This window comes from Mumia sp. zg.B53, from assembly GCF_019550935.1.
Classification (GTDB): Bacteria; Actinomycetota; Actinomycetes; order Propionibacteriales; family Nocardioidaceae; genus Mumia.
This window is the reverse complement of sequence record NZ_JAHWCK010000001.1, coordinates 1,712,108-1,734,390: the sequence shown is the minus strand read 5'-3', so window position 1 is coordinate 1,734,390 and position 22,283 is coordinate 1,712,108. Positions and strand designations below refer to the sequence as shown.

Annotated in this window: 24 protein-coding genes and 1 tRNA gene; 11 read left to right on the top strand and 14 right to left on the bottom strand. The window is 70.4% G+C overall.

Annotated elements, in window-relative coordinates; genetic code table 11:
- Positions 1-648 carry a biotin transporter BioY gene (locus KV102_RS08335; protein WP_308290266.1) on the bottom strand — a complete coding sequence of 216 codons (648 nt, stop codon included), beginning with the start codon at positions 646-648 and terminating at the stop codon, positions 1-3.
- 36 nt (positions 649-684) lie between these two features.
- Between KV102_RS08335 and KV102_RS08330 the strand changes: the two genes are divergently transcribed.
- Entirely contained in the window at positions 685-1,275 is a 591-nt protein-coding gene (locus KV102_RS08330) for a TetR/AcrR family transcriptional regulator C-terminal domain-containing protein (RefSeq protein ID WP_220345898.1), read from the top strand.
- Here KV102_RS08330 and KV102_RS08325 read toward each other — a convergent pair.
- Positions 1,256-1,609 (bottom strand): hypothetical protein, encoded by a 354-nt coding sequence (locus KV102_RS08325; protein ID WP_220343149.1) that lies wholly within the window; start codon positions 1,607-1,609, stop codon positions 1,256-1,258. The two genes, KV102_RS08330 and KV102_RS08325, sit on opposite strands and share 20 nt — an antisense overlap.
- A gap of 390 nt (positions 1,610-1,999) precedes the next feature.
- Between KV102_RS08325 and acs the strand changes: the two genes are divergently transcribed.
- Positions 2,000-3,946 (top strand): acetate--CoA ligase, encoded by a 1,947-nt coding sequence (gene acs, locus KV102_RS08320; RefSeq protein WP_220346299.1) that lies wholly within the window; start codon positions 2,000-2,002, stop codon positions 3,944-3,946.
- A 141-nt stretch (positions 3,947-4,087) separates the two neighbouring features.
- Positions 4,088-4,618, top strand: coding sequence for a phage holin family protein (locus KV102_RS08315; protein WP_220345897.1), 531 nt, complete (start codon positions 4,088-4,090; stop codon positions 4,616-4,618).
- A gap of 12 nt (positions 4,619-4,630) precedes the next feature.
- On the opposite strand, the gene KV102_RS08310 is transcribed toward KV102_RS08315, so the two are convergent.
- From KV102_RS08310 to nth, 6 genes are all read right to left on the bottom strand, one after another.
- The gene (locus KV102_RS08310; RefSeq protein WP_220345896.1) at positions 4,631-5,464 is read right to left on the bottom strand and encodes a hypothetical protein; all 834 of its coding nucleotides are present in this window, start codon (positions 5,462-5,464) and stop codon (positions 4,631-4,633) included.
- A 61-nt stretch (positions 5,465-5,525) separates the two neighbouring features.
- Positions 5,526-5,972, bottom strand: a complete 447-nt coding sequence (locus KV102_RS08305) for a hypothetical protein (protein WP_220343146.1) — start codon at positions 5,970-5,972, stop codon at positions 5,526-5,528.
- 106 nt (positions 5,973-6,078) lie between these two features.
- Positions 6,079-7,251 (bottom strand): MarP family serine protease, encoded by a 1,173-nt coding sequence (locus tag KV102_RS08300; RefSeq protein WP_220343145.1) that lies wholly within the window; start codon positions 7,249-7,251, stop codon positions 6,079-6,081.
- Positions 7,248-7,970 carry a CoA pyrophosphatase gene (locus tag KV102_RS08295; protein ID WP_220345895.1) on the bottom strand — a complete coding sequence of 241 codons (723 nt, stop codon included), beginning with the start codon at positions 7,968-7,970 and terminating at the stop codon, positions 7,248-7,250. Before KV102_RS08295 ends, KV102_RS08300 begins: the two co-directional genes overlap by 4 nt.
- 9 nt (positions 7,971-7,979) lie before the next feature.
- The gene (locus KV102_RS08290; protein ID WP_220345894.1) at positions 7,980-8,669 is read right to left on the bottom strand and encodes a TlpA disulfide reductase family protein; all 690 of its coding nucleotides are present in this window, start codon (positions 8,667-8,669) and stop codon (positions 7,980-7,982) included.
- Positions 8,666-9,436, bottom strand: coding sequence for an endonuclease III (gene nth / locus KV102_RS08285; RefSeq protein ID WP_308290265.1), 771 nt, complete (start codon positions 9,434-9,436; stop codon positions 8,666-8,668). Before nth ends, KV102_RS08290 begins: the two co-directional genes overlap by 4 nt.
- Positions 9,437-9,548: 112 nt before the next feature.
- Between nth and KV102_RS08280 the strand changes: the two genes are divergently transcribed.
- Both KV102_RS08280 and KV102_RS08275 read left to right on the top strand, forming a co-directional pair.
- Positions 9,549-10,226 (top strand): Crp/Fnr family transcriptional regulator, encoded by a 678-nt coding sequence (locus tag KV102_RS08280; protein WP_301022906.1) that lies wholly within the window; start codon positions 9,549-9,551, stop codon positions 10,224-10,226.
- A 198-nt stretch (positions 10,227-10,424) separates the two neighbouring features.
- The gene (locus KV102_RS08275; protein ID WP_220345892.1) at positions 10,425-11,342 is read left to right on the top strand and encodes a hypothetical protein; all 918 of its coding nucleotides are present in this window, start codon (positions 10,425-10,427) and stop codon (positions 11,340-11,342) included.
- Positions 11,343-11,428: 86 nt separating this feature from the next.
- Here KV102_RS08275 and KV102_RS08270 read toward each other — a convergent pair whose 3' ends face one another.
- The 4 genes from KV102_RS08270 to KV102_RS08255 are packed head-to-tail and all read right to left on the bottom strand — an operon-like array spanning position 11,429 to position 13,663.
- Positions 11,429-12,223 carry an MBL fold metallo-hydrolase gene (locus KV102_RS08270; protein WP_308290264.1) on the bottom strand — a complete coding sequence of 265 codons (795 nt, stop codon included), beginning with the start codon at positions 12,221-12,223 and terminating at the stop codon, positions 11,429-11,431.
- Positions 12,220-13,038 (bottom strand): NUDIX domain-containing protein, encoded by an 819-nt coding sequence (locus KV102_RS08265; protein ID WP_220345891.1) that lies wholly within the window; start codon positions 13,036-13,038, stop codon positions 12,220-12,222. The genes KV102_RS08270 and KV102_RS08265 overlap by 4 nt, the downstream gene beginning before the upstream one ends.
- Positions 13,035-13,502, bottom strand: a complete 468-nt coding sequence (locus KV102_RS08260) for a RidA family protein (protein ID WP_220343139.1) — start codon at positions 13,500-13,502, stop codon at positions 13,035-13,037. Before KV102_RS08260 ends, KV102_RS08265 begins: the two co-directional genes overlap by 4 nt.
- The gene (locus KV102_RS08255; RefSeq protein ID WP_220343138.1) at positions 13,502-13,663 is read right to left on the bottom strand and encodes a DUF4177 domain-containing protein; all 162 of its coding nucleotides are present in this window, start codon (positions 13,661-13,663) and stop codon (positions 13,502-13,504) included. Before KV102_RS08255 ends, KV102_RS08260 begins: the two co-directional genes overlap by 1 nt.
- Before the next feature lie 51 nt (positions 13,664-13,714).
- Between KV102_RS08255 and KV102_RS08250 the strand changes: the two genes are divergently transcribed.
- Complete coding sequence (locus KV102_RS08250; RefSeq protein WP_220345890.1) at positions 13,715-14,686, top strand: ArsA-related P-loop ATPase; 972 nt, start codon at positions 13,715-13,717, stop codon at positions 14,684-14,686.
- A gap of 122 nt (positions 14,687-14,808) precedes the next feature.
- Positions 14,809-16,005, top strand: a complete 1,197-nt coding sequence (locus tag KV102_RS08245) for an ArsA-related P-loop ATPase (RefSeq protein WP_220346297.1) — start codon at positions 14,809-14,811, stop codon at positions 16,003-16,005.
- 45 nt (positions 16,006-16,050) lie between these two features.
- Here the strand turns inward: KV102_RS08245 and KV102_RS08240 are convergent, their stop codons facing one another.
- Positions 16,051-16,344, bottom strand: a complete 294-nt coding sequence (locus tag KV102_RS08240; RefSeq protein ID WP_220345889.1) for a WhiB family transcriptional regulator — start codon at positions 16,342-16,344, stop codon at positions 16,051-16,053.
- A 222-nt stretch (positions 16,345-16,566) separates the two neighbouring features.
- Here KV102_RS08240 and KV102_RS08235 point away from each other — a divergent pair, with 222 nt between their 5' ends.
- Complete coding sequence (locus KV102_RS08235; RefSeq protein WP_220345888.1) at positions 16,567-18,693, top strand: transglycosylase domain-containing protein; 2,127 nt, start codon at positions 16,567-16,569, stop codon at positions 18,691-18,693.
- Between the two features lie 51 nt (positions 18,694-18,744).
- Here the strand turns inward: KV102_RS08235 and KV102_RS08230 are convergent, their stop codons facing one another.
- Positions 18,745-19,206 carry a GatB/YqeY domain-containing protein gene (locus KV102_RS08230; protein WP_220345887.1) on the bottom strand — a complete coding sequence of 154 codons (462 nt, stop codon included), beginning with the start codon at positions 19,204-19,206 and terminating at the stop codon, positions 18,745-18,747.
- Between the two features lie 74 nt (positions 19,207-19,280).
- On the opposite strand from KV102_RS08230, the gene KV102_RS08225 reads away from it, so the two are divergent.
- From KV102_RS08225 to KV102_RS08215, 3 genes are all read left to right on the top strand, one after another.
- Complete coding sequence (locus KV102_RS08225; protein ID WP_220345886.1) at positions 19,281-20,195, top strand: metallophosphoesterase; 915 nt, start codon at positions 19,281-19,283, stop codon at positions 20,193-20,195.
- Between the two features lie 51 nt (positions 20,196-20,246).
- Positions 20,247-20,320 (top strand) — tRNA-Pro (locus tag KV102_RS08220).
- A gap of 132 nt (positions 20,321-20,452) precedes the next feature.
- Positions 20,453-22,252: an alkyl/aryl-sulfatase gene (locus tag KV102_RS08215; RefSeq protein WP_220345885.1), complete on the top strand. Its 1,800-nt coding sequence runs from the start codon at positions 20,453-20,455 to the stop codon at positions 22,250-22,252.
- Positions 22,253-22,283 lie beyond the last annotated feature (31 nt).

The window sequence follows — 22,283 nt, the reverse complement described above, 5'->3', positions numbered from 1 at the left end:
TCAGGGGTGGAGCAGCTTGGGGAAGGCGCGGTGCACCTCGGCGGCGATGATGGCGACCAACGTCGTCTTGAGCAGGTCGCCGACCCAGAAGGGCGCGTCCCACGTGGCCGCGGTCCACAGCGAGACGTCCTGGTGGAGCGCCATGCCGACGATGCCCATCGGGTGGATGACGAGGATGCTCGCAGCCATCGAGCAGCAGAACACCCACGCCGCGCGAGTCTTGCGTCGCGGGCCGGCGACGTAGGCCACCAGGAACCCACCGAGAGCGGCGGCGAACGGGAAGCTGATCAGATAGCCCGCGCTGACGCTGGTGAAGGCCCCGAGGCCGGCGCTGTGCTCGGCGAAGACGGGGAGCCCGATGGCACCGAGGGTGAGGTAGAGGGCCACGGCAGCGAACCCTCGGACGGGCCCGAGCAGACAACCCGTGAGCATCACGGCGAAGGTCTGGAGCGTGATCGGGACGCCGGCCGAGCCGACCGGGATCGCACCGATGTAGGCGCAGGCGGAGATGAGTGCGGCGAACGCCGCGATCAGGGCGAGGTCGGTGGTCGAGAACCTGCGGGAGCTCGCCCGCGCAGTCGGCGTGGCGTCGGGCGTGGTGTCTGGGGTGGCGTCGAGCGACATGAGCATCTCCTGAACGGTGTTCACCTGAACAGTGTTCAGGCTAGTCGATAGGGTGGGCTCATGGCCAACAGCCTCCAAGACGTCGTGGACGCGGCACTCACCGTGCTCGACACCCACGGTCTCGAGTTCCTCTCGATGCGACGGGTCGCGGCCGCCCTCGACGTCCAGCCCAGCGCGCTCTACCACCACGTCCCCAACAAGCAGACGCTGTTGGCGTTGATGGCGGACGAGATCCTCGCCCGAGGCCGGCGAGACGAGCCGGCGGGCAGCTGGGACGAGCGGGCGAAGGCGCTCTGCCACGAGTTCCGCAGCGCGATGCTGGCGGTCCGCGACGGCGCCGAGGTGGTCGCGACAGCGTCAGCGTTCGGCCTCGGTGCGCGCGAGCCCGAGGAGAGGCTCGTCGCGGCGCTCGAGGACTTCGACGACGACGTCGCCGTCTCGGGCGCGAGGACGATCATGCTCTTCGTGCTCGGGCATGCCTCAGCACGTCAGATGCACGAGCAGGCGAGCGCCACCGGGGCGATCGCGCGCGACGACTCGATCGGGTCGGCGGCGTCCTTCGACCTCGGGCTGGGACTGATCCTGTCCGGGCTCCGAACCGTGTCGCCCGTGGCGGCGCGAGCGCCCCGCCTCAGCGCATCATCTCGCTGAACGAGGACGTCGGCGTCGACACTCCCTGCGGGCCGACGACGATCTGGCTCGCCAGCCGGAACACCTCGATCAGAAGCCGGTCGAGGGTGTCCACGAGCGCTGCCTCGTTGGGCGTGCTGCTCCGGAACAGCTGGGTGTCGACGTTGCGGTGCGCCTCCACCCAACCGATCGAGGACCACGACTCTGCGACGGTCGTCGCGACGTCGCCGCGATAGTCGCTGGTGAGCCGCAGCCGAGACCCTGCTCGGTGACTGAAGATCACGATGCGCCGCATGGACGACGGGCCCTTGGTGGTGGCTTCATGAATGATCTGCCAACCGGGATACGCGGTCACTTTGCTCTCTTCTTCGTTTCTTGCGGTCGCCGAACCAACCGTCCTGTACCGCCCCCGTGCGCGTCATCCTAGCCCCTCCGAGCACGCGTACACACCCACTCCCCGCAGAATGATCTCCACCACAGTGGATTCGGCGAATCGTTGGTATTTCAGCCATGTGTCGACCGGCGACGACCTGCCGGCCCGTGAGACCGGTCACGCGCCGGGCCGGCCGGCAGCGAGTCCGATCCGCAGGTCGTACGGCGCCTGCCGCCGACCGCACGGACCACGCCGTTGATCGATCCGGCGCGGTCCCGCACCCCGTACAGCATGTGACCGGGGGCACAATGGTCGGCGGAACGTGCCGCCGAGACCTGAGGAAGTGCCGTGGGAGAGTCGCTGTCCAACCTGATGCAGGAGAACCGTCGTTTCGAGCCCCCCGCCGAGCTGGCAGCCGACGCCAACGTCACGGCCCAGACGTACGACCTCGCCGCCGAGGATCGCCTGGCGTTCTGGGCCGACGCGGCACGACGCCTGGACTGGGAGAAGCCGTTCACCGAGGTTCTCGACTGGTCCAACCCCCCGTTCGCGAAGTGGTTCGCCGACGGCACGCTCAACGCGTCGTACAACTGCGTCGACCGGCACGTCGAGGCCGGCCGCGGGGACAAGGTCGCCTTCCACTGGGTCGGCGAGCCCGAGGGTGACACGCGCACCCTCACGTACGCGGACCTCAAGGACGAGGTGAGCAAGGCCGCGAACGCGATCGAGGAGCTGGGCGTGGAGGCCGGCGACCGGGTCGCCATCTACATGCCGATGATCCCCGAGGCGGTCGTCGCCATGCTCGCCTGCGCGCGCATCGGCGCGGTGCACACGGTCGTGTTCGGCGGCTTCTCCGCCGACGCCCTCGCCAGCCGTGTGGTGGACTGCGGCGCCAAGCTCGTCATCACTGCGGACGGCGGCTACCGCCGTGGCGCCCCCTCCGCTCTCAAGCCGGCCGTCGACGAGGCGGTGGCCAAGGTGTCGGCGGAGCAGCCGGGACTCGTCGAGAACGTCCTCGTCGTCCGCCGCACCGGTCAGGACGTCGCATGGAACGGCGATCTCGACGTCTGGTGGCACGAGGTCGTCGACGCGTCGTCGACCGAGCACCGCCCCAAGGCCTTCCCCGCCGAGCACCCGCTCTACGTCATGTACACGTCGGGCACGACCGGCAAGCCCAAGGGCATCCTGCACACCACCGGGGGCTACCTCGCCCAGGCCGCGTGGACGCACTGGGCGGTCTTCGACCTGAAGACCGAGACCGACGTCTACTGGTGCACCGCCGACATCGGCTGGGTCACCGGGCACAGCTACATCGTGTACGGCCCGCTGGCCAACGGCGCGACGCAGGTGCTGTACGAGGGCACGCCGGAGACCCCGCACAAGGGCCGGTGGTGGGAGATCATCCAGGAGTACGGCGTCACCATCCTCTACACCGCCCCGACGGCGATCCGCACCTTCATGAAGTGGGGCGCCGAGATCCCTGCGGAGTTCGACCTCTCCTCGCTGCGTGTGCTCGGGTCGGTGGGCGAGCCGATCAACCCCGAGGCGTACGTCTGGTACCGCGAGACCATCGGAGGCGGCCGGACGCCCGTCGTCGACACGTGGTGGCAGACCGAGACCGGCGCGATCATGATCTCGCCGCTCCCGGGCGTCACCGCGGCGAAGCCCGGCTCGGCGATGCGACCGATCCCCGGCATCGCCGCCGACGTGGTGAACGACGACGCCGAGTCGGTCCCCAACGGCTCCGGCGGATACCTCGTGCTCACCGAGCCGTGGCCGTCGATGCTGCGCACCCTGTGGGGCGACGACCAGCGGTTCATCGACACGTACTGGTCGCGCTTCGCGAACCTGTACTTCGCCGGTGACGGGGCCAAGAAGGACGACGACGGAGACCTCTGGCTCCTCGGCCGGGTCGACGACGTGATGAACGTGTCCGGCCACCGGTTGTCGACCACCGAGATCGAGTCCGCGCTGGTGTCGCACCCGAAGGTCGCCGAGGCCGCCGTCGTCGGCGCCACGGACGACACCACGGGGCAGTCGGTCGTCGCGTTCGTGATCCTGCGCGAGTCCGCCGGAGACGGCGGCACCGAGATCGTCGCGGACCTGCGCGCCCACGTCGCGAAGGAGATCGGCGCGATCGCGAAGCCGAAGTCGATCATGGTCGTCGCCGAGCTGCCCAAGACGCGCTCGGGCAAGATCATGCGCCGACTCCTCCGCGACGTCGCGGAGAACCGTCAGGTCGGGGACGTCACCACCCTGGCTGACTCCGGCGTGATGGATCAGATCAAGACCGGGATGTCGTCGTCCTCGGAGGACTGAGCACACCGGAAGCACCGGGCGTCGTACGGGTCGGGCCGCTCCCGACCCGTACGACGTCGGTCGGGGAGCGGCGGGGCAATGCCCCGAAAACGCGCTGATCCCCTAGGCTCGACTCGACCGAACTGCCTACGAGGAGTCGTGATGTCTCAGCCTGGAGCCCCCGGATCCGTGGACGACGCCGAGCCCACCATCGGGAGGCTCGTCTCGGACATCAGCAGCGACCTCTCCACGTTGGTGCGGGGAGAGATCGCGCTGGCGAAGTCTGAGCTCCGGGTCAGCGCCAAGGCGGGCGGGGTCGGCGCAGGCCTCCTCGTCGCGGTCGGCGTCCTGCTGCTCTTCGTGATCACGATGCTCTCGATGGCAGGCGGGTTCTTCTTCGCATGGCTCTTCGACCGCGACATCCCGCTCGGCTTCACGTGGGGCTTCCTCGTGATGACCGGTGTGTGGCTCCTCGTCGTGCTCATCTTCGCGCTGGTCGGCATCCGGTTCCTCAAGAAGGTCAAGGCGCCCAAGCGGACGATCGCGACCGTGCAGGAGATCCCCTCCGCCCTCAAGGGAAAGACCGATCCCCGCATCACCATCGATCTCCCGGCGGCCACGCCGTCCCCGGCGGGGGACGGCGCCGCTGCGGCTGCTGCGGAGCGCTCGAGGTCCGGCAAGCGCGCTCGCTGACCCCGCGTGCGCCTAGGGGCGCGCCTCAGGTCTCGAACGCACCACGAGACCGCTGACCACCGAGACCGCACCGGCGATCGCGAGCGCGGCCATCCACACGGCGTACGAGCGCACCGCCTCGTCGTGGACCTGCTCCATCAGGGAGCGCCCGAACCCAGCCCCGGCCGCCACCTCGTCGACCACGCGGTCGCCCCCGGCGACGGCCAGGATCATCTCCACGGCGGCGATCGCGACGAGCCCTAGTCCGAGCAGCACGAGCGCGGTGCCGCGACGCCGGGCAGCCGCGACGGCGCCCGCGAAGAGCAGGACCGCGGCGCCGCCCAGCGCCCACGACCACGGTGCCAGCTCGCGGAGGCGGTCGACGACGTCACGCTGCTCGGGAGTGCCGACGGCGACCACGAGGTCGGTCGGCCCCTGCAGCTGGGTGCCGAGCCGTCGGTTCGCCGCGTCGACGACCAGGTCCACCATCGGGGAGAGATCGACGCCGAGGCGCCCGTCGAGCTCGGCCGGCGGCATGTCGGTCACGTTGAGGCGGTGCGACAGCGTGTTGACCTCGGTCCAGGCGGCGTCGAATCCGCTGAGCTCCGTCATGCCGTCCGCAACCCTGCGCACGACCCCGTCGGCGGCGCGACCCGCGACACCGTCGAGACCGGTGTCGCTGACCACGGCGTCGGCGACGGTGTCGGCCAGCGCCGTACGAAACTCCGGGTCGTCGCCCAGCGGGGCGACGAGGGACACGTAGCCGGACTCGTCGACGATGGTGCGCTCGAACCACAGACCCGGCGCGGCTCCCGCGACGGCAACCAGCGCGAGCAGACCCAGCAGGAACGACGCCACGGTGCGCATAGCCGCAGCCTAGAGCGCCCGGGGAGCGCCCGGCAGCGTCATGACGGGCGGCCCCCCGCCCTCAGGGAGAGTCGACGCGGTCGACGAGCCAGTTGGTCCCGTCGGTGTCTCGGCTCATCGTCACGCGGTAGGGCCCGGCCGTGGTCGGCACCTCGACCCTCACCCGCGTCTTCGACCCGGCCATTATACGAGGCTTGCCCTCCGGCTTGGCGGGATCGAGGGACGCCGGGTCCGTGAAGGACAGGACGGACATCGCCACAGCGGAGAGCTGAGGCCGGAGCTCGGAGGTCCACTGCGCGATCGGGACGTCAGGGCGGGCCCAGAGCGTGACGACGCGGGTGGCCGACTCCATGGCGAGCTCGTCGGCCTCCTTCGACCCGAGGCTGCCGGTCTCGACAGAGTGGGAAGGACCCCCGCCGGTGTCTGCACCGGCAGACTCGTCATCACCACTGCAGGCCGAGACGGTCAACATCGTGAGCACGGCTACTGCCGCCAGTCGGGTCTTCACAGATCTCCTTCGATTGCGGACAACGCCGAACATCTTCCACGCACCCACCCCCTGAAGCGAATACGTGACGCGCAGGGAGTGCTCAAGAGTGACGGACGCCACATCATCACGCACACGGTCCTGTGTCCAGTCCTCGGGTCGCGCGCACGCCCTTGCGGGCGGCCTCGCCGACCTGACCCGCCGTGAGAGCGTAGCCGGTCGACGAGTCCGAGATCGACGCGGCAAAGATCACCCCCAGCACGCGACCGTCCTCGGAGATCATCGGGCCCCCGGAGTTGCCTGACCGGACCAGGCCGCGCAGGGAGTAGACCTCTCGCACGACCTGCGCCGACCCGTAGATGTCGGGACTGCGCAACCGCTGCTCGGACCGGATCCGCGCCGCGCGAGCGTCGAACGGCCCGTTCTCGGGGAAGCCCAGGACCGCGGCGCTCTGTCCCTGCCGCGCGTCCTCGTCGAACGGGATCGCCGGCGCTCTCAGCCCTCGTGCGCGAAGCACGGCGACGTCGAGGCTCGGGTCGTAGTAGACGACGTCGGCGTCGTAGGTCTTGTCGCCCACCGTGACCGCGGGATCGTCGACCCCGGCGACCACGTGGGCGTTGGTCATCACGCGCTCCTTGGCGTACACGAACCCGGAGCCCTCGAGCCCGCGGTTGCACTCCGCACGACCGGTGACCCGGGCGACGCTGCGACGAGCGGACTGGACCTCCGGACGCTGCAGGACCGCGGGGTCGGGGGCTGCCGCGGGCTTGATCGTCTCCGGGGCGAACGGCTCGAGATAGCGCGGGAACAGCGTGGCGTCGACGACGCTGTCGAACGAGTGCAGCGCCGTACGGACGCCCTGCGGCATCACGGAGTCCACCTTGCCGAGCACCTGCGACCCGCGGACCGCAGTTGAGGCCCCCGGGATCTGCGAGCCCGAGACCGCGTAGCCGAGGGCCCAGCACACGACCAGGCACGCGACCGCACTCAGTGCCACGCCGCCGGCCGCGTCCAGCGCCCGGGCCGGAGGATGCGTCATGCGGCCGCGCAGGCGCGTGCCGACCTGCGAGCCGATCGCCTGGCCGGCGGAGGCCAGGACCAGCACGAGGATCACGGCCACGAGTGAACGCACGGTCCCGTGCTCCAGCCGGGTCAGCAGCAGCGGCGACACCACCAGCCCGACCACACCACCGGCGATGAGACCGACCATCGCGACGGCACCGGCGACGAATCCACGGAGGTAGCCGAGGACGGCGTACGAGACGACGATCAGCAGGACGACGGCGTCGACGGGATTCATCGACGCCGTCCACGTGCCGCGTCGGTCTCGATCTCCTCGACCAACGGGTCGCGGGCCGTGCCGGGATAGGGGACGACGCGGCCGGCGTCCCACGGGCGCTCCCACCCGACGGCGCCGAACAGCCGCGAGACGATCCCTGCGGTGAATCCCCAGAGCGTGAGCCCGCCGTTGACCGCGAACCCGGGACCCACCCAACCGGAGGGGTGGGAGACGGAGAAGCGGTTGACCGGATCGGTCAGCTCGGCGACAGGGCTCCGGAAGACGGACTCGACCTCCACCGGGTCGACAGGCCGCACGGGACACGGGCGACGCCACCAGCCCAGCACGGGCGTGACGGCGAAGTTGCTCGGCGGCAGCCACAGGCGCGGCAGGGTCGCGAAGACGTCGACGCCGTCCGGGTCGAGCCCGACCTCCTCCTCGGCCTCGCGGAGAGCGGTGGCGACCGGACCGGCGTCCTCGGGGTCGGTCGCGCCGCCCGGGAACGCGATCTGGCCGGCGTGCGACCGCATCGAGTGCGCGCGCTCGGTGAGCAGCAGGTCGGGACCGGAGTCTCCCTCGCCGAAGAGCACGAGCACGGCCGCCGGACGGGCCTTCGGCGGCGCCTCCGGCATCGAGGGCGACAGGAAGCGCGGGCTGTCGATGCTCCGCCCGACCTCGGCGAGGGGCCGCAGCCAGTCGGGCAGGGCGTCGTCGTCGACCAGCTCACGGGCGTACGTCATGGGTTCTCCTCATGCCACGTCGACGCCGAGGTGCTCCCGGACGAGCGATCGCAGCTGATCGTACGACGTGATCGGCGTCCGTTCGGTGGCGACGACGACTCCGGCGGCGTCGACGAAGACCGTCTGCGGCAGGCCGACGACACCGAGGCCCTTCGCGACCGACTGGTCGGGGTCGGAGACGAGCGGATAGGTGACCCCTGAATCCTTGGCGAGGCGCAGGGCGGCCTCCGGATCAGGGTCGCGGTAGTCGATGCCGAGCACGGCCACGGAGCCGTCCGCCTCGTCGTGAAGCCGCGCCAGGTAGGGCAGCTCCTCGCGACAGGGGCCGCACCAGGTCGCCCAGACGTTGACGACGGTCGGTCGTGCCGGCAGGCCGGCGAGGCTCACAGGCGCGCCGCCGCCCAGACAGTCGAGAATTACACCCGGCAGACCGCCCTCGACAGCCCCTCGGCGACTCGTACGGGGACACGCCTCGATCCCTGCGTCGGCCTTCAGCGCACGCAGGGTGGGGGTGTCGACCACGCTCGCCCCGATGTCGTCGGAGGTCTGGGCGCCGTCGTCGGCAGGTCGGAGGTCGTCTCCGCCGCAGGCTGTCAGGGCGAGCAGCGCCGCCACCGCCGCGAGCGCAGGCGCCGACCGCGGGGAGCGTACGCGCGCGGAGCGCACGCGACGGCGCCGCGCCACGGTCGTACCCCTCATGCACGCCCCTCGGTCCGGAGAAGCTTGGCAGCCACCTCCGGGTCGGTCGGCCCCTCGCCGAACGACGGGCACCAGCGCGCGATCGAGCAGGCACCGCACGCCGGCTTGGCGGCATGGCAGCAGCGCCGCCCGTGCCAGATCAGTCGTTGACTCGCCATCGTCCAGTCCTTCTTGGCGATCAGCCGGTCGAGGACCATCTCGGCGCGGACGGGATCCTTCAGCGCGGCCGCGTCGAGGAGCCCGAGCCGACGCCCGACGCGCTGGACGTGCGTGTCGACCGGGAATCCGGGGATGCCGAAGCCGTTGCCGAGGACGACGTTGGCCGTCTTGCGACCGACACCGGGCAACGTCGTGAGGTCGTCCATCCGTGGCGGCACCTCGCCGCCGAAGCGGTCGACCAGCGCAGTCGCGAGGGCGATGATGCGCTCGGACTTGGCGCGGAAGAAGCCGGTCGGCTTGATGATCTCCTCGACGTCGGCGCGATCGGCCTCGGCGAGGGCCCGCGCGTCGGGATAACGACCGAACAGCGCAGGGCGTACGGAGTTGACGCGCCGGTCGGTCGTCTGCGCCGAGAGCACCGTGACGACGAGGAGCTGGAAGGGGTCGTCGAAGTCGAGCTCGATGTCGGCGTCGGGATAGGTCTCGGCGAGCACGCGGTCGATCTTGCGTGCGCGGCGGACGTCGGACGTCTCGGGCGCAGGAACCTCGGGGAGCTTGGCCTTGGCGCTGCGGCGGGCCGCGGCAGGCCCTGCGGTGGTCTTCGGCACGGTGCCAGCGTACGGTGCGAGGGCGACACGTATGACCGTGTCGGTGGCGCCGAGTTGTCCGAATGAGGGACACTGAGAAGTGCGTGACATTTTCTTCGGTCAAGGAGAACCCGTGGACAACGACGTACTTCGACAGGCACCTCTCTTCTCGGGCCTCGACGACGAAGCCGCCGAGTCGCTCGGCTCTCAGATGTCGTCGGCACGCCTGCGTCGCGGCGAGGTGCTCTTCCACGAAGGCGACGAGGGCGACCGGCTCTACATCGTCACCGACGGCAAGATCAAGCTCGGCCGCAGCTCGGCGGACGGCCGCGAGAACCTCCTCGCGATCCTCGGCCCCGGGCAGATGTTCGGAGAGCTCTCCCTGTTCGACCCGGGCCCGCGCTCGGCGACGGCGACCGCGGTGACCGACTCCGAGCTCACGAGCCTGAGCCACGACGAGCTCACCAAGTGGCTCAACGACCACCCCAACGTCGCCCGTGCCCTCCTCGGTCAGCTCGCCTCGCGTCTGCGTCGGACCAACGACGTCGTGGCAGACCTGGTGTTCTCCGACGTCCCGGGCCGTGTCGCCAAGGCGCTCATCGACCTCTCGCAGCGCTTCGGGCGCAAGGCCGACGACGGAATCCACGTCCACCACGACCTCACGCAGGAGGAGCTCGCCCAGCTCGTCGGCGCCTCCCGCGAGACGGTCAACAAGGCGCTGGCCGACTTCGCGATGCGCGGATGGCTGCGGCTCGAGCCGCGCTCGGTCGTGATCATCGACCCCGAGCGGCTGTCGAAGCGCGCCCGCTGACCCCTGGCGCTCGCGGGTCACCCTCTTGCGCCCGCGGGTCACCCTCTGCGATCCGCGGGTCACCCTCTGCCGCTCGCGGGTCACCCTCTGCCGCTCGCGGGTCACCCTCTGCCGCTCGCGGGTCACTCTCTGGTGCTCGCGGGTCACCCCTGTGGATAGCGCCGACCAACCGCCGTGCGACCGCTGTTCGATGTGGCGATGCGCAACCTCATCAACGACGGGCTGCCGTTTCGTGGTCGTGACCGTGCCGCCGCGGGCCTCGCGAGCGAGTCGGACCTCCGCCGATCGATCGCTCAGAAGCAGATCCGCGGCGTCCTCAAGTCGGTCTACGTGGATGCAGGGGTGCCGGACACGAGACTGCTCCGCGTCCGAGCCACTCGCCTCGTCACCCCGCCGCACGCGATCCTCAGCGACTGCTTCGCGGCGTGGTTGTTCGGGGTCGACACCTTCCGGCCGAGCGAGCGCCACCTCCTGACACCGACCTTGGTGACGCCGCACGGTGTGGGCAGGGTCCGCGCCGACGGGGTGACGTGCCGACAGGCGTTCCTTGCCGATCCCGACGTCACCGAGGTCGACGGCATCCGTGTGACCAGCCCGCTACGGACCACGTCCGATCTTCTTCGGCGGCAACGACGGCCGTACGCCCTCGCCTCCGCCGACGGGATGGCTCGCGCCGAGCTCGCCGACATCGAGCAGCTCGTGGACTACGTCGACGAGCTCAAGGGCTATCGCGGAGGCCCGCAGGCGCGCGAGCTCGCGCGCCTCGTCGATCCAGGCGCGGAGTCCCCCGGCGAGTCGTGGCAGCGGCTCCGCATGCTCGACGCCGGCTTCCCGCGCCCGCAGACGCAGATCCCCGTGACCGACGCGTTGGGCCGGGACAGGCGGTTCGACATGGGCTATCTGCACCTCCTCCTTGCCGCCGAGTACGACGGCCGCGAGTTCCACACGGGCGCGGACTCAGCTCGGCACGACGAGGAGCGCCGAACCTACTTCGAGCGCCGGTACGGGTGGCGGTTCGTGATCGGAACGCGGGAGACGATCTTCGGCACAGACCCCGCGTTCGAGCTCGCGATCGGAGAGCTGCTCGGGATCACTCCGCTCGCGCGCCGCTGGTAATGACCTGCGAGCGCAAGAGGGTGACCCGCGAGCGCCAGAGGGTGACCCGCGAGCGCAAGACGGTGACCCGCGAGCGAAAGGAGCGGTCAGGGGCGGGCGCGGAGATAGTCCAGCTGCGCCCGCACCGAGAGGGTCGCCGCGGGCCAGAGGACGGGGTCCACGTCCGCGTACACCGTACGGACGACGTCGTCGGCTGTCTCCGACCCGGCCTCCAGCGCTGCGCGGACCTGCTCGAGACGCTCCTCGCGGTGGGCACGGTATGCGTCGATCACCGCGCCGGCGTCCGGCAGGACGGGGCCGTGCCCCGGATAGAGCCGGACCGCACCGTCGACCGAGTCCACCGCCCGGCGCAGCGTCCACAGGGAGTCGAGATAGGGGCCCAGCGCCCCGTCGGGGTGGGCGACGACCGTCGTGCCGCGTCCGAGGACCGTGTCGCCCGACAGCAGTGCGGCATCGTCGCGCAGCAGGAACGACACGGAGTCGGTGGTGTGTCCAGGAGTGGCGACGACCTCGAGCCGTACACCGTCGACCTCGACGACCTCCCCGTCGACCAGCGGGTCGGCGGCCAGGCACAGCGTCGGGTCGATCGCACGTACCGGAGCCCTCGACAGGTCGGCGAACCGCGCCGCACCCTCGGTGTGGTCGTGGTGGCGGTGCGTCAGCAGCACGACACCGACCGGCGCGGCGACCTCCAGCACGCGGCGCAGGTGCGGCTCGTCCAGCTCGCCCGGGTCGATGACGACCGACCGCGTCTCCGCGGTCGCCTCCGGGGACCGCAGCACCCAGGTGTTGGTGCCGTCCAGCGTCATGTGCCCCGGGTTGTCCTCACGGACGCAGGTCGCCCACGCGCTCACGACTCCGCCGTCGAACCTCTCGCTCACGGCAGCTCCGTCTCCAGATAGAGGTCGCCGTCGACCTCCACGAGGCGCGGCAGCACCGGGACGATCCGACGGTGTGCCGCCACATCGAGGGCATCGGCCGCCGCCGACAGCTCCGACAGCTCGCGGCACGTGATGGCGGTCGGCGGCAGCATCGCCATGTCACCGGCGTCGACCGAGGCGAGGGCCGCGCCCAGCGGCATCCACGAGGCGTGGTCAGCCTCCCCGGTGAGGGTGCCGACCCGCTGCCCCTGCGGCATGACCGCGACGAAGAAGCGTGTGTCGAACCGCTTGGGCTCGAAGTCGGGGGTGATCCAGTGCGTCCAGGCGGCGAGCAGATCGGTCCGCAGGACCAGGGCGCGGCGCTCCAGGAAGTCGGAGAACGCCAGCGTGTGGGCCTCCAGCGCCTCGCGGTCGGCCTGCCAGTCGGCACCGCTCGTGTCGTCCACGACCGTGTCCGCGTCGGGGCCCGCGAGCAGGACGCCCGCTTCCTCGTACGTCTCGCGCACCGCCGCGCACACCAGCGCACGCGCCAGCTCGGTCGAGCACCCGAGACGCTCGGCCCAGGCCTCCGGCTCCGGACCGGCCCAGGCCACATCGGTGTCGGAGTCGCGCGGGTCGACGCCGCCACCGGGGAACACGTACATCCCCGCGGCGAAGGACATCGACCGCTGCCGGCGCATGAGGTACGCCTCGACACCGTCAGCACCGTCGCGCAGCAGCACGACGGTGGCGGCGTCACGCGGCACCGCGGGGTCAGCAGACCCGCGGTGCGCGTGCTCGGCGATGGACGAGGGCAGCGGCACGCGCATCGTCATGCCGACAGCTCGACGACGAGCTCGACCTCCACCGGCGCGTCGAGGGGCAGGACAGAGACGCCGACGGCGCTGCGCGCATGCACGCCGGCGTCGCCGAACACGGCACCGAAGAGCTCGCTGGCACCGTTGGCCACGACCGGCTGACCGATGAAGTCGGGCGTGCTCGCGACGAACACGACCGTCTTGACGACCCGCTTCACGCGCGACAGGTCGCCACCGGCCACGGCGGCGATCGCGGCCAGCGCGTTGAGCGCGCACTGCCGTGCGCAGTCGTACGCCTCGTCGGCCGTGACGTCGGCGCCGACCTTGCCGGTCGTCAGGAGGGAGCCGTCGCGCATCGGCAGCTGACCCGAGGTGTAGACGTAGGATCCCGTCACGACCGCAGGCACGTACGCCGCGAGCGGCGGGACGACCTCGGGCAGCCTCAGGCCCAGCTCGGCGAGACGCTCCTCGGGAGACGTCATCACGCGCCCTCGACCGGTCGCTTGAAGTAGGCCACGAGGTTCTCCGGGTTCATGCCCGGCACGATCTGCACGAGCTCCCAGCCGTCGCGACCGAAGTTGTCGAGGATGGCCTTCGTCGAGTGCACGAGGACGGGCGCTGTCATGTACTCCCACTGCGTCATGCGTCGACTGTATCCGTACCCGGCTTCGGGCCACCCTTTACGCTCGACACCGTGGCAGGCGAGAAGCGGCTTCACGTCGTGACAGGCAAGGGCGGGACGGGCAAGAGCACCGTCGCCGCCGCTCTCGCGCTGGGTCTGGCGGCAGAGGGCAAGACCGTGCTGCTGTGCGAGGTCGAGGGTCGTCAGGGGATCGCGCAGCTCTTCGACGTGCCCCCGCTGCCGTACGAGGAGCGCCAGGTTGCCGCCACCGACGACGGCGGCGTGTACGCCCTCGCGATCGACGCCGAGTCGGCGCTCCTGGAGTACCTCGCGATGTTCTACCGGCTCGGCCGTGCCGGCAAGGCGCTCGACCGGTTCGGGGTCATCGACTTCGCGACCACCATCGCGCCCGGCGTCCGCGACGTGCTGCTCACCGGCAAGGTGTACGAGGCGGTCCGCCGTCGCGAGGACGACGACTCCTACACCTACGACGCGGTCGTGCTGGACGCTCCGCCGACCGGGCGGATCACGCGCTTCCTCAACGTGAACGAGGAGGTGGCAGGGCTCGCCAAGGCCGGCCCCGTCCGACGGCAGGCCGACTCGATCATGACGATGATGCGGTCCCGCCGCACAGCCGTGCATCTCGTCACGCTGCTGGAGGAGATGCCGGTGCAGGAGACGATGGACGCGATCAACGAGCTCACGGACGCAGGCCTCGGGGTCGGGCACGTCGTCGTCAACCAGGTGCTGCCCTCCCCGCTGTCCGACGCGGCTGCCGAGCGGATCGCCTCCGGTGCGCTGACGTCCACGGCGGTGGCGAAGAGCCTGGCCCGCGTCGACGTGGAGGTCGAGCCACAGGCCGCCGAAGCCCTCCTCAGCGAAGGCCGTGAGCACGTCGCCCGTCAGCGGCTGCAGGCCCACCAGCGGGCGGTGCTGCTGGAGGCCGGCAGCCCTGTGGTGGAGCTCCCGCACCTCGAGGACGGGGTCGACCTCGGCGGCCTCTACGCACTGGGGCGGCGCCTGGTCGAAGGAGGTGTCCGGTGAGTCCGAGCACGTCGAGGGGAGGCTCGCGTACGGGTGCCCGCACCGCCTCGCGGTCCCGTCCCGCGGCCCGCAGCCGGACACTCGATGCCGGACGCGGCCCCGCATCGGCGACCGCGCTCGACATGGACGCGATCATCGACGACCCGACGATCGAGATCGTGGTGTGCTGCGGCTCGGGCGGAGTGGGCAAGACGACGACGTCGGCCGCTCTCGCCCTGCGCGCCGCCGAGCGCGGCCGCCGCGTCTGCGTGCTCACCATCGATCCCGCACGACGGCTCGCACAGTCGCTCGGCCTGACCGCGCTCGACAACGTTCCTCGCCCCGTCGCGGGCGCCGGCGCCCAGGGCGGATCGCTCGACGCCATGATGCTGGACATGAAGCGGACCTTCGACGAGGTCGTCGAAGCCCACGCGTCGCCGGAGAAGGCGCAGCAGATCCTCGCGAACCCCTTCTATGCGGCGCTGTCGAGCTCGTTCGCGGGCACGCAGGAGTACATGGCGATGGAGAAGCTCGGCCAGCTCCACGCCGAGGCAGTGGCCCAGCGCGAGGAGACCGACGCCGCCGAGGGCGACCGGCGCCGCTGGGACCTGATCGTCGTCGACACCCCGCCGTCACGATCTGCGCTCGACTTCCTCGACGCCCCGGAGCGGCTGTCGTCGCTGCTCGACGGCCGGCTGATCCGTCTCCTGCTGGCCCCCGCGCGTGGTCCCGCACGCATCTTCTCGGCGGGGTTCGGGATGGTGACGTCAGCGCTCAACAAGGTCCTCGGCGCGCAGGTCCTCACCGACGTGCAGACCTTCGTCGCCGCCTTCGACACGCTCTTCGGTGGGTTCCGTCAGCGCGCCGAGGCGACGTACGCGCTCCTCCAGGACCGTGGCACCGCCTTCCTCGTCGTGGCGTCGCCCGAGCCGGACGCGATGCGCGAGGCGTCCTACTTCGTCGAGCGCCTCAGCCAGGAGGACATGCCGCTGGCCGGTCTGATCGTGAACCGCATGACGGTGCCGCTCTTCTCGCTCGACGGTGACGACGCCCACGCCGCCGCGCGGCGGCTCGACGGTCGCTCACGGCCGACGGTCGACGACAAGGTGGTCGCCGGGCTGCTGGCGGTGCACGCACGCGGCGAGCGGGTGGCGGCACGCGAGCGGCGCGTGGTCACGGGATTCGCTGCCGCGCACCCGCGCGTGCCCCGCGTGGAGGTCGCCGGTCTCGCGACCGACGTCCACGACGTGGAGGGGCTGACGACGATCGGCGAGCTGCTCGCGGGTCGCCGCCTCTCGGCGACCGACCAGGTCGACGCAGACGCGGCCCCGACGGACTGAGCCAGGCGGACTGAGCCAGACGGACCGGACCCGGAGGGGCCGGCGTCAGACCGCGACGGCGGCGCCGGCCGGCTTGCTGGCGCGGGCGGCCTCGAGAAGCGTGCGCCACGACGTCACGTTAGGACGACGGCGCAGCAGGGCGCGGCGCTCACGCTCGGTCATGCCGCCCCAGATCCCCCACTCGATGTCGTTGTCGAGGGCCTCGGCGAGACACTCAAGCTTGACCGGGCACGACCGGCACATCTGCTTGGCGCGGTTCTGCTCGGCGCCCCGGACGAACAGCGCGTCCTGCGACTCCTTGCACGCTGCCACCGTGGCCCAAGACTCGTTCCAGCTCATGATCCGACACCTTCCCCGAGAGGATCACCGAGAAGTCCTGTGGTGATACACACACACTCGCAGTGTCGCAGGCCACATAACAGACACCCCGGGATGGTTTGCCATAGTCCTTTCGGGCCATTAGTTGGTGACTGACCTGGGCTCCCGTAACCTAGGCCCATGAATCTGGGCCCCAGTCGACACGGCGACGAAGGCGTGGGGGCGGCTCGTGTGATCGGCTCCATGGCGCTTCTCAGCCTCTTTGCCGGAGTACTCGTCGCCGGACTTGCGATCCCTGTCGCCGCGTTCGTCGGGGTGACCTCCAACAGCATGGCGCGCGGCTTCGAAGAGCTGCCGCTGGAGCTGCGCGAGACCCCCATCCCGCAGCGCTCGAAGGTCCTCGCGGCCGACGGGTCCCTCCTCACCTACTTCTACTCCCAGAACCGGCAGGACATCCCGCTGTCGAAGATCGCGCCGGTGATGCAGCAGGCCGTGGTCTCCATCGAGGACGCGCGGTTCTTCGAGCACGGTGCCCTCGACTTCAAGGGCACGCTGCGCGCGCTGGTCAACAACGCCACCGACGGCCAGACCCAGGGCGGCTCGTCCCTGACCCAGCAGCTGGTCAAGAACATCCTGGTGCAGCAGGCCACGACGACGGCGGAGCACCGCGCCGCCACCGAGGTGTCGCCGGCCCGCAAGGTCCGCGAGCTCAAGTACGCGATGTCGTACGAGGAGAAGCACAGCAAGCAGCAGATCCTCGAGAACTACCTCAACATCTCCTACTTCGGAGACGGCGCGTACGGCGTGAGCGCCGCTGCCAAGCACTACTTCTCGGTCGACGCCGCCGATCTCACCCTCACGCAGGCCGCGACGCTCGCCGGGCTGGTCAAGAACCCGGTGGAGTACGACCCGGTGACCTACCCCGAGAACGCCATGCGTCGACGCAACATCGTGCTGTCGGCGATGGAGGCCCAAGGGCTCCTGACACGTTCGGTCGTCCAGAAGGCCATCGCGCAGCCGCTCGGGCTCAAGATCACCCGCTTCTCCAACGGCTGCGTGAGCACCAAGGCGCCGTTCTTCTGCGACTACGTGCGCACCTACCTGCTCCAGGACAAGTCGCTGGGCAAGACCAAGGACGAGCGTCTCCACACGCTCGAGACCGGCGGCCTGGTCATCAAGACGACGCTCGAGCCCACGTTCCAGCGCGCCGCCGACAAGGCCGTCAGCAACCGCGTGGCGCCCACCGACAACGCGATCGGCGCGCAGGCGCTGGTGGTCCCCGGGACCGGGGCGGTGCGTGCGCTCGCGCAGTCGCGCCCGATGGGCAACAACAAGAAGGCCGGCGAGACCTTCATCAACTACACGGTGCCCAAGTCGCTCGGCGGCGCCAACGGCTTCCAAGCCGGGTCGACGTTCAAGGCGTTCACCGCGGCTGCGGCGCTCGAGAAGGGTTACCCGCCCTCCACCTACTTCAACTCACCGCAGACGATGACGCTCAGCGGCTACCGCAACTGCTCCGGCGACGGCTTCGGGCCGTGGAACCCGCAGAACTCGACGGGCGCAGGCGGCTTCGACATGACGCGCGGCCTCCGGCAGTCCGTCAACACCTATTTCGGTCAGCTCGAGCGGCTGGTCGGCCTGTGCTCCGTCACGAAGATGGCGCGCAAGATGGGCGTCAAGTTCGAGAAGACTCAGGAAGTCCCCGCGTTCACGCTCGGCGTCGTCGACGTGAGCGTCCTCGACATGGCGGCGGCCTACGCGACCTTCCCCGCACGTGGCAAGTACTGCACGCCGCTGCCGGTCACGCTGATCACCAACAACAAGGGCGAGACCGTCAAGGACTACCAGCCCGCGTGCGAGAAGGTCATGAAGCAGGCGACCGCCGACTCGGTCAACCAGATTCTCCGCGGCGTGCAGTCGCCCGGCGGCTTCGGCGCCGCGCTGCAGCTCGACAAACCATCGGCCGCAAAGACCGGCACGACGAACGACAACAAGGCGGTGTGGTTCATGGGCTACACCCCCAAGCTCGTGAACGCGTCGATGATTGCCGGCGCCAACCGCGATGGCCACTGGAAGTCGCTGGAGAACCAGCAGCTCAACGGTGAGTACATCGGCTTCAGCGCCGTCGGTGGCTCCTCGCTCGCCGGTCCGATGTGGGCCGACACCATGCGCGCGATCCAGGACGACCTGCCGTACGCCAACTTCGAGTCGCCGGGCAGCCTCGGCGCAGCGCCCTCGGACACGCCGCGGGCCCCTGCCAAGCCCGACAAGAAGGACAAGAAGGGCGACCGTGGCGGTGGCGGTGGTGGCGGCGACGACCGCCCGGGGCGCGGCAACGGCGGCGGCGGAGGCCGCGGGAACGACGACTGACCGAGCGCGACGAGCGGCGGCCGGCTCCTCAGCCGGCCGCCGTTCGCGCGCTCAGGCGCCGAGCTGCTTGCGCACCTCCGCGGCGAGCGCGGCGCCGTCGACCCGGCCCTCCGTACGGGGCTTGAGCAGCCCCATCACCTTGCCCATGCCCCGCATGCCCTCGCCCGCGACGCCGACCTCGGTGATCGCCTCGGAGACGAGGGCGGTCACCTCGTCGGCGCCGAGCGGCTCGGGCAGGTAGTCGGCGAGGATCGCGGCCTCGTCCTGCTCCTTCTGCGCCAGCTCGGGCCGGTTCCCCGACTCGTACGCCTCGGCGGCCTCTCGCCGCTTCTTCGACTCCGACGTGATCACGGACTGGACCTCGGCGTCGGAGAGCTCCTTGGCCTGCTTGCCGGCGGTCTCGGCCCGACTGATGGCCGACAGCACCATGCGCAGTGTCGACGCCCGGAGCGAGTCACGCTCCTTCATCGCCGCGGTCAGGTCGGTGCGCAGTCGGTCCTTGAGATCGCTCATGAGGTCATCATCGCTCAGGGCTTCACACCCCGGCACGCCGATTCCCCAGCCGTCCCTGTGGCACGCTTGCAGGCGTGCATCCCCTGACGAAGACCCTCCTGGCCACGACCGCCGCGGGCACGGGCGCGCTGGCGTACGCGTCCCTCTACGAGCGCAACGCCTTCGTGGTCCGCGAGATCTACCTGCCCGTCCTGCCAGCCGAGGCGCGTCCGCTCACGGTGCTCCAGATCTCCGACGTCCACATGACCCCAGGACAGTCGCGCAAGCAGCGGTGGCTGCGCAGCCTGGTCGAGTACGAGCCCGACCTCGTCGTCAACACCGGCGACAACCTCGCACACCTCGAGGCGCTGCCCGCCGTCCTCCAGGCCTACAACGACCTGCTCGGTGTCCCAGGAGTGTTCGTCTTCGGCTCCAACGACTACTACTCGCCGACGCTCAAGAACCCGGCGGGCTATCTCATGGGGCCGTCAGGCGTACGCCGCCGCACCGCCGACCTCCCGTACGAGGAGATGCGGACCGCCTTCAGCGAGGCCGGTTGGATCGACCTCAACAACGCGACCGGCAAGCTCGACGTCCGCGGGCTCTCGCTGTCGTTCGCGGGGCTCGACGACCCCCACGTCGACCGTGACGACCTCGAGGCGATCCCGACGACGGCCGACCCGTCGGCGGACCTCGCGATCGCCGTCGTCCACGCCCCGTACCTGCGGGCCATCGACGCGTTCAACGTCCAGGGATACCCGCTGATCCTTGCCGGGCACACCCACGGCGGCCAGCTCCGTGTGCCCGGCTTCGGCGCGCTCGTGACCAACTGCGACATCGACCGTCGGCGTGCCCGCGGCCTCCACCAGCACCGGACCGCGGGCCATGACGCCTCGTGGCTCCACGTCTCTGCCGGCTGCGGCACATCGCCGTACGCACCCGTCCGCTTCGCGTGCCGACCCGAGGCGACAGTGCTCCGGATGCGTCCGGTAGACTCTCCGAGGAACTGAGCGCGGGCCCACTCGCGGAGAGGTTCTGCTCGTACCACGTACGAGGAGCCACGGGGTGTGGCGCAGCTTGGTAGCGCGCGTCGTTCGGGACGACGAGGCCGCAGGTTCAAATCCTGTCACCCCGACAGCATGAGCCCCAGATCCCCACCGGATCTGGGGTTTCGTCGTCTCCCGGCCCGTCGGCCGGGAGATGCGCACGTCCAGGGCACCGACGATGGTGGAGAGGTCGCTGACCGCGCCACCAGACGGAGACTCCCATGGCCGTGTCGTACTCCGAGGACCACCCAGACTTCGCCAACGCCGACCGGGGATTCGTCGGAACGATCTCGCCGGCGACGATCACCTCCGCCACCGGGACGGTCGTCTTCGACGCCGACGCGCTGGCGTTCGTGTCCGGAAGCGCTCCGGAGGAGGTCCACCCGAGCCTGTGGCGCCAGGCGAAGCTGACGTCGCGCCACGGCCTGTACGAGGTCGCGCCCGGGTTCTACCAGGTCCGCGGGTTCGACATCTCGAACATGACGCTGGTCGAGGGGACCTCGGGCGTCATCGTCATCGACCCGCTCGTGAGCGCCGAGACCGCCTCCGCTGCGCTCGCCCTCTATCGCGAGCACCGAGGGGACCGCCCGGTCAGCGCGGTGATCTACACGCATGCGCACATCGACCACTTCGGGGGCGTGCTCGGCGTCGTCGACGCGTCCACCGACGTGCCGATCCTCGCGCCGGAGCACTTCCTCGAGCACGCGGTGTCGGAGAACGTGTACGCCGGTGTGGCCATGCTGCGGCGTGGCTACTACTACGACGGACACCCGCTCGACGCCTCGGTGACCGGGGCCGTCGGCATCGGTCTCGGCCCGCGCACCTCGGCGGGGACGGTCGGGCTCCTTCCGCCGACGGTCGACATCACGCACACCGGCCAGGAGGAGACCCTCGACGGTGTGCGGATCGTCTTCCAGCTGACGCCGGGGACGGAGTCGCCCGCAGAGATGAACTTCTCCTTCCCCGACGAGCGGGTGCTCTGCATGGCGGAGAACGCGTGCCACACGATGCACAACCTGCTCACGCTGCGCGGCGCCCAGGTCCGCGACTCGCGAATCTGGTCGCGCTACCTCGCGGAGTCGATCGAGCTGTTCGCGCACGACTCCGACGTGGTGTTCTCGTCGCACCACTGGCCCACGTGGGGGACCGACGAGGTCATCGCCTTCCTGACCGAGCAGCGGGACCTCTACGCGTACCTGCACGACCAGACGCTGCGCCTCATGAACCAGGGCTACGTCGGCAGCGAGATCGCCGAGATGCTCGACCTTCCCGACTCCCTGGCACAACGGTGGAGCACGCGCGGCTACTACGGGTCACTGAGCCACAACGTCAAGGCGGTCTTCCAGCGCTACCTCGGCTGGTACGACGGCAATCCCGCCCACCTGTGGGAGCACACGCCGGAGAACCGGGCCGACCGCTACGTCGAGCTCCTCGGCGGTGTCGACGCCGTGGTGGACGCGGTCCGACGCTACGCGGATGCGGGCGACCTCCGCTTCGCCGCCGAGCTGGGCAGTCACGCCGTGTTCGCCGAGCCGGGCAACGCGCAGGCCCGCGAGGTGTTGGCGGAGGTCCTCGAGTCGCTGGGTCTCGGTGCCGAGAACGCGACGTGGCGCAACTGCTTCCTCACCGGCGCGCACGAGCTCCGCGGAGGTAGCCCGACCGCCTCCTTCGCGGCCTCGGGGATGGTGAGCGCGTTGACGACGACCCAGCTGTTCGACACCATCGCCATCCGGCTCGACGGGGCGAAGGCTGCGGGCGTGACCGGGAGCATCACGTGGCTTTTCACCGACTCGGGCGAGGCGTACCGGATGGAGCTCTCGAACGGTGCGCTCGTCCACTTCCCGACCACCCGCGACGACGCCGCCGACCTGACCCTCCGCCTCACCCGTCCGCAGCTGCTCGGCCTGCTGGGGTCGGGCTCGCTCGACGGCGTCGGTGCGGACGGTGACATGTCGGTGCTCACCACGATCATCGGGCTGACCGACGAGCCCGACCCGAGGTTCGCCGTCGTCGAGCCGTGACACGCGTGGGAGGCCGTGCTCCACGCCGTCT

What these genes read in the sequence shown, in the direction of transcription:
- KV102_RS08330 (WP_220345898.1), top strand. Translation starts at nt 685, where the DNA reads ATGGCCAACAGCCTCCAAGACGTCGTGGACGCGGCACTCACCGTGCTC.
- acs (WP_220346299.1), top strand. Translation starts at nt 2,000, where the DNA reads ATGCAGGAGAACCGTCGTTTCGAGCCCCCCGCCGAGCTGGCAGCCGAC.
- KV102_RS08315 (WP_220345897.1), top strand. Translation starts at nt 4,088, where the DNA reads ATGTCTCAGCCTGGAGCCCCCGGATCCGTGGACGACGCCGAGCCCACC.
- KV102_RS08310 (WP_220345896.1), bottom strand. Translation starts at nt 5,464, where the DNA reads ATGCGCACCGTGGCGTCGTTCCTGCTGGGTCTGCTCGCGCTGGTTGCC.
- KV102_RS08300 (WP_220343145.1), bottom strand. Translation starts at nt 7,251, where the DNA reads ATGAATCCCGTCGACGCCGTCGTCCTGCTGATCGTCGTCTCGTACGCC.
- KV102_RS08295 (WP_220345895.1), bottom strand. Translation starts at nt 7,970, where the DNA reads ATGACGTACGCCCGTGAGCTGGTCGACGACGACGCCCTGCCCGACTGG.
- KV102_RS08290 (WP_220345894.1), bottom strand. Translation starts at nt 8,669, where the DNA reads ATGAGGGGTACGACCGTGGCGCGGCGCCGTCGCGTGCGCTCCGCGCGC.
- KV102_RS08275 (WP_220345892.1), top strand. Translation starts at nt 10,425, where the DNA reads ATGCGCAACCTCATCAACGACGGGCTGCCGTTTCGTGGTCGTGACCGT.
- KV102_RS08265 (WP_220345891.1), bottom strand. Translation starts at nt 13,038, where the DNA reads ATGACGATGCGCGTGCCGCTGCCCTCGTCCATCGCCGAGCACGCGCAC.
- KV102_RS08260 (WP_220343139.1), bottom strand. Translation starts at nt 13,502, where the DNA reads ATGACGTCTCCCGAGGAGCGTCTCGCCGAGCTGGGCCTGAGGCTGCCC.
- KV102_RS08255 (WP_220343138.1), bottom strand. Translation starts at nt 13,663, where the DNA reads ATGACGCAGTGGGAGTACATGACAGCGCCCGTCCTCGTGCACTCGACG.
- KV102_RS08245 (WP_220346297.1), top strand. Translation starts at nt 14,809, where the DNA reads ATGGACGCGATCATCGACGACCCGACGATCGAGATCGTGGTGTGCTGC.
- KV102_RS08240 (WP_220345889.1), bottom strand. Translation starts at nt 16,344, where the DNA reads ATGAGCTGGAACGAGTCTTGGGCCACGGTGGCAGCGTGCAAGGAGTCG.
- KV102_RS08235 (WP_220345888.1), top strand. Translation starts at nt 16,567, where the DNA reads ATGGCGCTTCTCAGCCTCTTTGCCGGAGTACTCGTCGCCGGACTTGCG.
- KV102_RS08230 (WP_220345887.1), bottom strand. Translation starts at nt 19,206, where the DNA reads ATGAGCGATCTCAAGGACCGACTGCGCACCGACCTGACCGCGGCGATG.
- KV102_RS08215 (WP_220345885.1), top strand. Translation starts at nt 20,453, where the DNA reads ATGGCCGTGTCGTACTCCGAGGACCACCCAGACTTCGCCAACGCCGAC.